Annotated in this window: 8 protein-coding genes; 3 read left to right on the top strand and 5 right to left on the bottom strand. The window is 51.8% G+C overall.

Annotated features, from left to right (window positions below):
- Positions 1-6: 6 nt before the first annotated feature.
- The 5 genes from N655_RS18520 to lnt all read right to left on the bottom strand — a co-directional run bounded on the left by N655_RS18520 (position 7) and on the right by lnt (position 8,533).
- Positions 7-969: an FAD:protein FMN transferase gene (locus N655_RS18520; protein ID WP_238324688.1), complete on the bottom strand. Its 963-nt coding sequence runs from the start codon at positions 967-969 to the stop codon at positions 7-9.
- A gap of 61 nt (positions 970-1,030) precedes the next feature.
- Entirely contained in the window at positions 1,031-1,996 is a 966-nt protein-coding gene (locus tag N655_RS0111215) for a sugar phosphate isomerase/epimerase family protein (protein WP_026443071.1), read from the bottom strand.
- A 107-nt stretch (positions 1,997-2,103) separates the two neighbouring features.
- Entirely contained in the window at positions 2,104-5,496 is a 3,393-nt protein-coding gene (locus tag N655_RS0111205; protein ID WP_238324687.1) for a TonB-dependent receptor, read from the bottom strand.
- Positions 5,497-5,769: 273 nt separating this feature from the next.
- Positions 5,770-6,904, bottom strand: a protein-coding gene (gene prfB, locus N655_RS0111195; RefSeq protein WP_202900336.1) for a peptide chain release factor 2 whose coding sequence is annotated in 2 segments (ribosomal slippage) — positions 5,770-6,834 and positions 6,836-6,904 — 1,134 coding nt in all. Because the reading frame shifts where the segments join, the coding sequence is not laid out codon by codon here.
- The gene (gene lnt, locus N655_RS0111190; protein ID WP_049961383.1) at positions 6,905-8,533 is read right to left on the bottom strand and encodes an apolipoprotein N-acyltransferase; all 1,629 of its coding nucleotides are present in this window, start codon (positions 8,531-8,533) and stop codon (positions 6,905-6,907) included.
- A 51-nt stretch (positions 8,534-8,584) separates the two neighbouring features.
- Here lnt and N655_RS21045 point away from each other — a divergent pair, with 51 nt between their 5' ends.
- The 3 genes from N655_RS21045 to N655_RS0111175 all read left to right on the top strand — a co-directional run bounded on the left by N655_RS21045 (position 8,585) and on the right by N655_RS0111175 (position 12,184).
- The gene (locus tag N655_RS21045; protein WP_285222252.1) at positions 8,585-8,710 is read left to right on the top strand and encodes a hypothetical protein; all 126 of its coding nucleotides are present in this window, start codon (positions 8,585-8,587) and stop codon (positions 8,708-8,710) included.
- Between the two features lie 181 nt (positions 8,711-8,891).
- Positions 8,892-11,198, top strand: a complete 2,307-nt coding sequence (locus tag N655_RS0111180) for an APC family permease (RefSeq protein WP_432757653.1) — start codon at positions 8,892-8,894, stop codon at positions 11,196-11,198.
- Between the two features lie 302 nt (positions 11,199-11,500).
- Positions 11,501-12,184: a response regulator transcription factor gene (locus N655_RS0111175; RefSeq protein ID WP_026443065.1), complete on the top strand. Its 684-nt coding sequence runs from the start codon at positions 11,501-11,503 to the stop codon at positions 12,182-12,184.
- Positions 12,185-12,746: the final 562 nt, after the last annotated feature.

Raw genomic sequence — 12,746 nt, 5'->3', positions numbered from 1 at the left:
CTCACTTCAGCAGTGGCCTGGAGCCACCGGGGCCTTCCAGTTCATCAAATAGCAAACGGATTTCTGTTGTGTTCCGGCAATCACAAGTGCAGAATCTTCAGGCAGTGAGTGCATCAACGCTCTGCTGTCTTCTGGGTTTCTGACAAACAAAATATTCGACAGAGCATCACTATTCGTGGCCGACGGGTCCGTTACCGTTACTTGTAACATCCCTTCTACAGGCCGCAGCATCTTCGGGTCCATAATGTGGCAATAGAGATGACCATTCAGAACAAAATGCTTCTCAGAGCAATTGGCGCTTGAAAGCGACATGTCCTTTAATGTAACTGTCGAAAGCACAATTGCAGGATTGCGGGGGTCCGGGACCTCCACCTTCCACCCGGTCTCCCCCGGAGGCGCACCTAAAGCGTAGATTGTGCTGCTGCCCGCCGACAACATTGCAGCCGCAACTTGCTCTGAGCGAAGTATGCTGACGGCCTTGTCAACAGCAAAACCCTTGCCAATACCTCCTGGATCAAGCTCAATCCCCGGCGAGGTAAATCGAATGGTACGCCTGGCGGCATTCAGTCTGACTTTTTGCCATCCGGTTTGCTTGCGTAGTGTCGCAAATTCCGCCGGCATGGGAACGCGCCCTTGTTTGCGGAAGAATCCCCACGCCTTCATCAGTTTTCCTACGGTAATATCAAATGCACCATCACTTCGCGCACTCCAGTCAAGGGCCTCAGCCAGGAACTGAAATGTTTCTGGATCTGTTGTGACCGGTTGTATGGCTGCCAGACGGTTGATGCGGGAAAGCTCGCTGGTTTCCTTATAGTTGCTGAGCAGGTCATCCAGCCGGTCAATCTCATCAAAAACAGGATTTGCCTTAGCATCAGCCTCTTCCCTGCTGCCTGCATAAATGTATAAGGTGAAGACCGTACCCATTGCCGGATGCGTAATCGTGAAAAGCTGCGGCTTGCTTTGCGCCAAAGCATTGCAGCCTATGCTGCACAGCAAGGAAAGCAAAAACGTAAGCTTCCAGGACACGGCCTCAGCACTCGATTCCGGCCTTTTGCAATGTGTCCTTCAGGCCTTTCATGCTGATGCGCGTTGAAGCCTCCGGAGTTCCTGCACCACGCCAGTGTGTTTCCAGACTCACTGCGTAGTGATAGCCATCACGCTTCAAGGCCCGGAATTGACCTACCCAGTCCACAACACCGGCTCCGACCGGGGCCCATTCATATTTCCCACCGGCCAGGCGTTTCACATCTTTGCAATGGCAATGGCCAATGCGGTCTTTGGGCAATCGATCATATCCATTGGGATAGGGTGTGTTGTCAGGAAAAGTTGCCGCATTGCCTGGATCCCAGTTCAACATGAAATTTCTGTCGGGAATGGCCTTAAGGACAGCTGCTGCCTCTTCTCCAGTGGCGGTATTGCAGGACATCTCATTTTCCAGCACAAGAATCAGATTGTGCTTTGCACATTTTGCCGCGGCTTCGCGCAGCTTGTCGTTGATGGCCGCACGGTATTTCTGCGGATCGTCCAACCGCCAGAAATCAAAGCACCGGATCCGCTCAGTCTTGAAAGCTTTGGCCAGTTCAATACAGGTATCCAGCAGCTCATCCTGCTGCTTGAAATCGAAGCTGGCTTTAAACTGGTCGCGGTGCTCGGAAAACTTTGAAACTGGGGCCCCAGGCCAGTCGGTCTTAAATAGCGGACTCGCGATGTCTGTTACGCGCAGCTTATATTTCGAAAGAATGCGCTGCGACTCCGCAATTTCACTCGCATCCAGATTGCTGATGTTCTTGTTCCACATCCCGCGGAGTTCAATCCAGTCCAGGCCGAAATCATTGGCCGCCACGAAGCAGGCATGGTCAAAATCCTGGCTTATCTCGTCGTTGATGACTGAAAGACGGAAGGGGCAGTTTTTCATGCGCTGGGCCATGACTCGCATCTGAGACATGACTCCGGTTGCAGCAAATCCGGCCAGGAACGCGCGGCGCGACGTCGACATTCAACCTCCTGCATTGCAGACAAATTCATGGTAAACCGTTCGCATGATTTTTTTACATTGGGAAAACTGGCCCGTCACTTCTGTACCGGAAACCGGTATCTCTGTCATTAAAACCGAATCTTTCCAGAGAGCTGAAGTGCGCGACCGCCTCCGGTCCCATTCACACCCGATCCGCTGCCAATGGTGGAAGTGACCTGACCAAACGTGCTGCTGGTATAAGAAGAGCTTGGATTTGCAAATTGCGGCGTATTGCTTAGCTGAAAGGCGTCCACACGGGTCTCCAGTGTCAGGCTTTCCCAAAGAGGAAAGGTCTTAAAGGCAGAAACGTTGTCCTGAATAAAACCCGGCCCATAGAACTGGTTGCGCCCGGTATTGCCCATCGTGATTCCATACTGAACAGCACAAGGGGTGCCGGTGCATCCCACCGGCTGAGCAAAGCTGGTGATATCAAACCATGACCTGCCCGGACCAATTCCATGAAGGACATGGAAGGGCTTCACCAGGTTTGCCGTCTGCGTTTGACCGGGTGTATTGATTGAGCCACCATTTGCAGTCACCGTAAATGGCGTTCCTGACACAATGGAAATGATGCCTGACAGTTTCCATCCTCCGAAGGCAACAGAGGAAACGCCTCGGTTCAGCCAACGCTTTCCTTTTCCAAATGGCAACTCATACGTAAAGCTCTCCTCAAAGTTCAGGCGACGATCATAGTCGTTAGGAGCATAGTTGCGGCGCTGATCAATCCAGAAGGTCAATCCTCCATCATCGCCGCTTTGGTAGCCGAGCCCTTTACCCCAGGTAAACGCGGTTTCTGTGGCCAGACCATTGGTAAATCTCCGCCGAAGCTGCGCCTGAAGCGCCTGATAATTCGATGAAAAGCCAAGGAAATACACGTTGGTAGCGGCAGTACGGCCAAACGCAATGGCCTCTGGTTCTGCGGTCGGACCCAATCCCAGCGCGGGTGGCAGGTTTATGTTCTGTGCCGCACCAATACGGACACCATGATTGCCCACATAGGACAGCTGCATGGTGAACTGCCCGGCCAAGGCCTGCTCCAGAGCAACATTCCATGACTCTACATAAGGATTCTGATAGTCCTTCGGAATTACGACATAAGACTGGTTCTTAGGCGCAGCCAGCAAACCATTTGAGGGGACCTCGATTGGCTTCGGCGCCGGAAATCCTGCCTGGAATGTAGCAATCTGGCCATTGTCCAATACAGCAGCGGTATAAGCACCCAGCGGCTGATAACTGTTGTTGGCGCGCACTGGATAGTTGTAAGCGTAAGTATTGTCAGGAAAGGGCATATAGCTGATGCCAAATCCGCCTCGCAGCACCGTCTTGTCCGTTGCGCGGAAGGCAAACCCTGTACGCGGCGCAAAATAGGTGTAGCGTGTTTTCATGCCAAGGTTTGAAGGATTGTTCCCCACTCCAGCAATGACCAGCGTACTGGTTGTTGGATCATAATTGGAAAACCCGCCGGCTTTGCCAGGCGTAGCTGGAGGATAAAACTCCCAGCGTAGTCCAAGGTCCAAGGTCAATTTAGAAGAGGCCTGCCATTTATCTCCCGCAAAAAGAAACAACCACCACTGCCGATACGCCGGAGAGTAAGTGTTGATGTCGCGTCCCACCTGACTCGGTACATCCAGAAGAAAGCTGGCCATATCATTGGCGACGTTCGTCTTGCCGCCCTTGATCGAAGTCTGATTTTCGCGGAACTGAATCACTCCGCGCGGACTGAAAGTCTGATCCTGCAGTAGATTGTCCTGGACCCGGCGCAGGTCTCCACCAAACTTGAAAGTGTGGTTGCCGAGGATTTTTGTCCAGTGATTAACGAAATCAATATTCGCTTCACCACGCCTCCACGGCAATGATGCTGAGTACCCGATAATCGGACTGCTGAACGATCCCAGATCAATCCCTACCTGTCCGCTTGTGAACTGACTGATATTCACGCCAGGAACACCAATCTGCGTTGCATAGTCATGGCCATACCCTGCCGGCGTCGCATCGTTGTGGTAGTGCGCAACGCCAATACGGACCTCGGTAAGCAATGTGGCCGAAAATGCACGGTCATAATTGACTCCAGTGCTCATGGCATTCTGGATTCCCGTTCCTTCAAATGCTCCCTGCGCCGGACCACCGGCAATGTCTCCAAAAACCGGTGCCTGAAATACACTCACATGCTGATAACTGAATCGACCGCTCAGATGGTCTTTCTCAGTAAGCTGTGCATCAATCTTCGCGTCATATGAATCTGCCGTCTTCTGAAAGGGCAGCACAGCAAAGTAGTTGTTACTGGGTGCCGCGAGCGAGCTACCCGGGATCTCAGCTGGCAGAAGCTGCAGCAGCTTTAAGGAAACAGGATTGACCCGATTGAAGGGAATCTGATTGTTCGGGAATGGTGTCCTCCCACTGCCATCAGGGTTTCCCGTATTCGGGTCGTAAATCTGGCCCGTACCATCGCTCTTCAAAGGCGCGCTCAAATCAATGTAACCATTCGCATTCGGCGTATAAAACTCTTTGGGAGGAATGGTGAGTGTATTGGAATTGGCCTCATGATCGGATGTGCGATAGTAGTCCCCGTAAAAGAAAAGCTTGTTTCGAATGATCGGGCCACTGAAGTTCCCGCCAAAGTAGTTGTAAGCTACATGGCCGACTTTTTTGCTGAAATATGATCGCGCGTCAAACGCACTATTTTGCAGATATTCAATCGCCGAACCATGAAAAGCATTGGAACCGGACTTTAATGTCACATTGGTCACTGCTCCAATGGCGCGGCCCAGCTCTGCTTCGAAGTTGTTGGTAGAAATGTCTACTGTCTGTATGGCATCAGCAGGTGGAATCATGATTTGCAGCAGACCGGTCCGCTCATCGTCATCAATCCCTTCAATCTGATAACTGTTCCCCATCCGGGGTATCCCATTTACTTCTGTCTGAAGCGAGCTCTGCGCATTAAAAAATTGTGAGTGCTGAAACGTGGCGGGCGTCGTTCCCGGCACCAGATTCAACAAGCCTTGAAAATTACGGTTTACGCTCAATGGCATGTCCTCCACATGACGCGCCTCAAACTTCGTGCTCACATCAGCACGGTCTGTTTGCAGAATCGGAGGAACATCCGTCACCGTGATGGTTTCTGTAGCGCTTCCGGGCTCAAGCTCCAGGTCTACACGCGTAGCGGTATTTACAACAACATCCACGCTAGCACGGGTTTCCTTCTTGAATCCGGTGGCTTCTGCTGTAACGGAGTATGCACCCGGTGGCAGGTCGGGGAAGGTGTAGTTACCACTTCCATTAGTTACTGTTTCATGCTGGATGCCAGTAGAAAGCTCATGGATAACAATTCTTGCGTTGGGGATGCTCGCCCCGGTCTTATCAGTGATGCTGCCCAATAATGTCGCGGAAACGGCCTGAGCATGGACCGTAAGCGGCAACATCGTCACAGCAATCATGAAAACTACCGCCAGAAAGGCAAGAAGACCCCGGCCTACCGATTTCATACCGCCTCCTCGAAAAACTACATCTCATTTCCCCTGCCCTCTGCTGTAACATCCAACAAAACCTATGCGAAAGGTGCAGGCTTGGAAACGTTGCCAACGTAATCATTCAAAGAGAGATTTGTCAAGTCATTCAGCTCCCTGTCCCAGATGGCGGGACAGAAGCCCCGCGAGGAGGGTTGAGACCCATCAAAAAAGACTTTGGCCTTCTGAATCTGAAGCAGAGGGCCGGGTCCATCTCTTGGGAAGAACCCGGCCACCTCTCCTTCAGTGAGCCTACTCCAGGTCGTCTTCTGCATCGGCGGCAGCCGGTATGCCACCGTTTCTGCGCATAAGCAGATATCCGCGGATAAACGGCTCCAGATAACCATCCAGGACCCGATCAACATCACCCACTTCTACTTTGGTGCGATGATCTTTGGCCATGCGATAAGGCTGCAGCACATAAGAACGTATCTGCGATCCGAAATTGATGTCCAGCTTCGCGTCTTCAAGCTTTTTTGTTTCGGCCTTCTTCTTTTCCAACTCGTATTCATAGAGCCGCGAACGCAACATCTTCATTGCTTTGTCACGGTTCTTGTGCTGAGACCGCTCATTCTGGCAAGAGACTACAATCCCGGTAGGAATATGCGTAATGCGCACCGCGGAGTCGGTGGTATTGACATGCTGTCCGCCTTTGCCGCCCGAGCGATACGTGTCTACGCGAATGTCTTCCGCTTTGATTTCCACTTCAATCGAATCATCAATTTCTGGAGAAACAAAGACAGATGCAAATGAAGTATGCCTGCGCTTCGCTGCATCATAAGGGGAGATGCGCACCAGACGGTGCACTCCGCTTTCCCCCGAAAGCAATCCGAATGCATACTCTCCCGAAATGGTAAAGGTTGCGGATTTGATTCCGGCCTCTTCGCCATCCTGGTAATCGTTCATTTCCGTCCTGAACCCTTGCTGTTCGGCCCAGCGGAGATACATACGCATCAGCATCTCAGCCCAGTCCTGGCTCTCTGTTCCACCGGCTCCTGGATGGACTGTCACGATTGCATTGAGCGGATCGGTCTCGCCGGAGAGCATCGTGCGCTCTTCCAGTTTCGTTGCATACTCATCCAGCGCCTTGATTTCACGCGCAAGATCTTCCTCAACTGGCTCCCCCTCCCGTGCCAGGTCGAAATACGCTTCAATGTCGCTGGTACGGCGCACAAGTTCTTCATCTGCGGCAAGCTGTTCTTCCATACGCTTACGTTCACGCATCAGAGGCTGTGACGCGGCCGCATTGGCCCAGATTCCGGGGTCGGAGAGTTTACTTTCAATCTGCGCTAGTTGTTTGCGTAACCCGTTCGGGTCAAAGATACTCCCGCAGGTCGCGCACTTTGTCGCGCACGGGAGCATAAGCGAATTCGAGATCGTTCAGCACCTAATGAGACCTGACTTTTGCCTTGATTTGCAGACGAAAACGCAATGCCAGCGCAATCGCTGCTATGGAAATTATCCCACAAAGCCCCGCGAAGACATCACCGTTTCGTGAGTAGAAGGTGAGACCATTTTCATACCCATAGCGGACCGCCAGGGATGTATTTTCATGCCGGGGAGCACTGTAGGTCACACGCCCCAGCGGGTCAATGGCCGTTGTGACCCCATTGTTTGTGTCGCGCAGGATCCACCGATGATTTTCAATCGCGCGCATTCGCGCCATATTCAGGTGCTGCCATGGAGCGCTGGTATCCCCATACCAGCCGTCGTCAGAGATATTGACAAAAACCTGTGCTCCATTCACGGCAAACTGACGCACTTCGTCGGCAAAGATCGATTCATAGCAGATAAAGATTCCAAACTCATGCCCATTGGCACGGAAGACCCGGCGATATCTGCCCCGGTTAAAGTCTCCAACCTGCTGCGTAAGGTGCTTTGCAAAGAAAAAGATCTCGCGGTAAGGGACAAACTCGCCAAACGGCACCAGATGGATCTTGTCATAGCGTCCGATGATGTTGCCATCGGGGGCCGTAAAAACCGCCGAGTTGTACTCGCCCGTCTCGTCTTCTCCAATGGCCCCTGCAATTACAGGACTGCGGTTTGCCGTAGCAATCTCTCTCATCAGAGCAACAAAGCGTGGATCATTGCTGCGAAAGGCTGACGGGGACTCAGGCCATGCGACCAGTCCCGGAGCAGGCAGGTCCTGCGGACACTTTGGTTGCACGACCGCTGCATGAACAGAAGGCATTCCGGCGATCATGGGCGTGCAGTGGACCAGACTTTGATTGAGAATCTGCATGGCATTCTCATTCCATTCGGGCCCGACCCATAAATTTGAAACGCCTACGTCCAGATTGGGCTGAAGCAGCACAGCATAGTCCGAGGTCGGTTCCGGTTTGGGCCGAACGAAGGACCCGGATTGCAGCAAAAGAATCAGCAGGACTGTTCCTACGCCTGTCCGCAGCCTTACATGTACGGAATGCGCAAGCAAGGCGGCAGCCAGCAGCGAGTTTCCCGCCATAAGGGTGAAAGAGATACCATAAACGCCGGTGTAGGGGGCAAGTCGAGTCAGAAGAAAGTTGTCCACCTGCGAATATCCAAGCTGGTCCCAGGGAACGCTGGTTATGCGCGAAGCAGCCAGTTCAATGGCTGCCCAGAAAAAAGGTGCGCATGCCAGTACAATGGCAGCTTTGCTGAAGGCTTTCCGGCAGATGGCCATCAGCAGTGCGAACAGGGCAAAGTACAGGCCAAGCACCATGCTGTAAAGCAGCAGAATTCCTGCCGCGCCCGGCCCCGGCACATTGCCGTAAATGTGCATGGTGTCGTAGATCCAATAACAGTTCAGGACATACCACGATACTCCGCACGTGTAACCAGCCAGAGCACTACGACGCAAATAACGTGGATGCTGGAGATTGGCTTCGCTGAGGATCCCATAGAGCAATGGCACGAAGGCCATCCAGGCAAAGACCGCGCGCCACAGCGGTAAAGGGCCTGCAATCGGAAACGGCAAATCCAGCAGAATACCTGAAATCAGCCCCAGCAGCACAGGGTGACGGGTCAAAAGTCGCATCCGAGGCTGAGTCTAACACTGTCTGGTTGGCCTGGCGGTACAATATTCATTGTGAGCGCGCTCATTCACTTCGGGATGCACCTGCTGACGATACTTTTCTTTATCGGCCTTGCGGGTTCGGCCATTGTAATTATCATCAGTTTTATTGAAGACTTGCAGGAGCTTTTCGGAGAATGAGCCGAGCACAGGATTTGACTGCATTGAGGTCAGGACATACACTCAGCGCTGAGCGTCCTTGCCGAGGCAGATGTTCGCCCTGCATTGGGTAGCAAACGATTCACCCATAACCATGCCTGTTGGTCAGACCTTTTCCGCTCCACAATCAAACCGGGTACGGCTGGTTGTTGCCTCCTCGGTGATGCTCACATTTATTTCGTTCTGGCGCGCGGCCGCCGTCGTCCTGAACGATCTGGGATCATCGGCCTTCTATGCCGGTGGCATTGCAGAGGAGGCCGTTGGAAAAGCAGCTCCATGGTTCATTCTGGGTGTCATGCTTTTCTCTTTCGCCGTTCGTGCCGTATACGTGGAAAGCTGCTCCATGTTTACGCGCGGCGGCGTCTACCGTGTAGTCAAGGAGGCACTGGGCGGTACTTTCGCTAAACTCAGCGTCTCGGCACTGATGTTTGACTACATTCTGACCGGACCGATCTCTGGGGTATCTGCCGGCCAGTACATTACCGGCTTATTAAATGAACTGATGCAAGTTGGCGCTTCTCACGGCTGGTTGCCTCCTGCCCTGTTAAGCGCCGCACACACCGCACGCCAGTTGCCGATGAATGAAACATCGGCCTTTTTTTGCGCCGCTGTCACAATTTACTACTGGTGGCAGAACATCAAGGGCATTGAGGAATCCAGCGATAAAGCCCTGGAGGTGATGAAGATCACCACCATTATGGTTGTTCTTTTGCTGGCCTGGGGTTTTTATACAGCGTTTCATGTAGGCGCCAGCCTGCCCCCGCTTCCGGTACCGTCCAATCTGCACTTTTCAAAGGACGCCCTCGGCTTTCTGGCGGGAACAAAGTTTGCGACATCGCTCGGGCTCTTCGGCATTCTGATGGCTTTTGGCCATTCGATTCTCGCCATGAGCGGCGAAGAAACACTGGCCCAGGTCAATCGGGAAATTGAACATCCGAAGCTGAAAAACCTCAAGCGCGCAGCCATTGTCATCGCCATTTACAGCTTTGTCTTTACAGGAATCGTCTCGCTGCTTGCAGTGATGATTATTCCCGATTCGGTGCGTGTTCCGGTCTACCGCGACAATCTGATTGCCGGACTGGCCATGTATATGGTCGGACCGCTCTCTCTGCGCATTGTTTTCCGTGTCTTTGTCGTCATCGTCGGATTTCTGATACTCTCCGGGGCCATCAATACTTCCCTCATCGGGTCCACCGGCGTTCTCATGCGCATCTCCGAAGACGGAGTGCTGACGGACTGGTTTCGCAAGCCCCACCGGAAGTTTGGTACCAGCTATCGCATCATCAATCTTGTGACCGCGCTGCAGCTATTCACCATCATCGTAAGCCGCGGAAATGTCATTACGCTGGGTGAAGCCTATGCCTTTGGCGTCATCTGGAGCTTTACCTTCAACTCGCTTGCCATGTTGGTCCTGCGCTGGAAATACAAGGGGGATCGTGGCTGGAAAGTCCCGCTGAACGTCCGCATTGGCAACACCGAGCTGCCGATTGGCCTGTTGTGTGTCTTCCTTACCCTTCTGACCATCGCCATCGTAAATCTCTTCACCAAAAGCGTAGCTACGGAAAGCGGCGTCGCCTTCGCAGCGGCCTTCTATGCCATCTTTACTGTTTCAGAGAGCCGGAACAAAAAGAAACATGCCGCCACCGTCAAACAGATGAAGGAGCATTTCCAGCTCGAAAACCAGGGCACCATAAGCCGGGAAACACTTGGCATTCGGCCAGGCGGAGTTCTGGTTACAATGCGCGATTCTGCCAACCCCCTTGCGCTCAAATGGGCCCTTTCCCGCACAAACACTGATGATCAGGACATTGTGGTGTTGACCGCGCGCATGGTAGGTGCGGGCGGCCCGGAATACATCGAGGCCGCAGACCAGCTGTTCAGCGAGCATGAACAGATGATCTTTACCAAGGCGGTGTCCATTGCCGAGAGCTTTGGAAAACACATTTCATTGCTGGTAGTCCCGGCAGGTGATATTTTTGCCGCATTAGTCCAAACTGCCAATGCTCTTGAAGTGTCTGCCCTGGTCTCCGGGCTTTCCACCAAAATGTCTGCGCAGGAGCAGGCCTACCACATTGGTCAGGCTTGGGAAAACCTTCCGGAGCCGAAGCGGCAGTTTACCTTTTACGTGGTCATGTCCAATGGAGAAGCGCAGGGCTTCCATATTGGTCCTCATGCCCCTGCCCTCCAGGCAGATGATGTGCAGCTCGTCCATCGCTTATGGTTGAATTTCCGCCGAGACCCTGAGATGCAGGACCTTCACCACAGCGATATTGTGACCTATGCCCTGACTCGTCTCGCCATAGAGTATGCCTGGGACAAACAGGAAACGCTTCGTGATCTTAGACGATACACTTCTGACGGAAAGCAGCCGGCCTCAGGACCGGCCTATAGCCGAAAAACCAGAGAAGGTTTCGATTATCCAGTTCCTACTCCCGGCCCATCCTCCCGCCAGGCAGAAAATGAGAAATAACCTTAGGACGAAATGGCATCAAATAGGAAATGGGAACTCCGGATCACTGCAAAAGTAATATTTGATTGATCATTTTGATTACTCTTGCCGCTATCAGTATTCGTTACTTTTTTGATAAGCACAAAAACTGTATTTTCGCTATAAACTTAGCTCTGCATAGCAATTTCAATCATTGCATCTGCATAGCTTGATAAACCGGTGTAACCACAAAAAATAATATCCTCGCCCGGCAACGACTTTTTGTAATTTCTCATTTCTTATAAACTGCCATAGGATATAAGTATTTGTAACGAAAGGCATGTATGAGCACTTTCCCTACTCAGTCGCGTATCTCTATTGTCATTGTTGATTCGACTCGAATTACTTCGGAGCTGCTTGAACAGGCCTTTTCCAAACATCCTCAATTTTCCATCCTGGGTTGCGTAAAAAATTTGGATGAACTCACCAGGCTCCTCTCCCAAAAACAACCCGACATTGTTCTGATTCAGTGCTCAGACAAGAAAGACCAGCCTCAGGCTATTACTGTGTTGGATAAAGTCTCTGCCATGTGCCCCTCAGCGCGATCGATCGTGCTTTCTTCCAATCTGACCAAAGAGCATGTGGTAGCCTTTTTCCGCGCACAGGCCCGCGGTGTACTCGCTGCGGACCATACAGACTTTGCCACACTTTGCAAGTGTGTGACATGCGTTCATAAAGGACAAGTCTGGGCAAATAGTGAGCAGCTAGGATATCTGATTGAATCGCTGTCCAGTCTCAAGTCTCTGAGAATTGTTGATTCTAAGGGAGACGCGATCCTGAGCACGCGGGAGGAAGAGGTCCTGCACCTGCTGGCTGAGGGCCTGACTAATCGCGAAATGGCCGCCTCACTGAATCTAAGCGAGCACACCATTAAAAACCATCTGTTTCACATCTTCGACAAGCTAGGAGTCTCCAGCCGGACCGAAGCCATCCTTTACGCGATGAGCCGTCGCATGGTTTCCCGCTAGTTCGCCTCTCTCTTCCTGTCCACGCTTCCCATGAAATTTCTTTACCAGGCACATGGAATTTCTCGATTCATGGCGTAAGTCCCGTACCCTGCCTGGCCTCTAATATCTCTCGCCTTTCCCTTTGGAGATAAAACTCTCATCGCGTGATAAGAATAAATACTCATGCGAGTAGGAGTATAGTAATTGCCCTCTAATGTTACTAAATACCTCGTGTGAATTTTCTATTTAAAAGATAAGATAGGGTCTGATTTTTTAGTTTTTACTCAACGATGCAAGATCTGGTCATCCCGACTGGAGCTAGAAGCGGATGTTATTCCACATGCGATTTGTCCTATTTGTTCACGAGCGAGATAGGCAGAAACGTCTGGAAAAGCATAGTCGTACCGAAATGTTTGTTGTGGAGGGATATCCATTTCCGCGTGACCGGCATCAAAGCCATTCACGCTTTAAGTTTATTCCGGAGCTACTTAGTCTCAAACATATCTAAGTCAAAACAAGTTAACTAATTGCTTCTTTCATTGCACTATTTTTTGTTATTAAAAACTGTCCAGTTCACAGAAGA

This window comes from Pseudacidobacterium ailaaui (genome assembly GCF_000688455.1).
Taxonomy (GTDB): Bacteria; Acidobacteriota; Terriglobia; order Terriglobales; family Acidobacteriaceae; genus Pseudacidobacterium; species Pseudacidobacterium ailaaui.
This window is presented reverse-complemented; position numbering and strand designations above follow the sequence as displayed.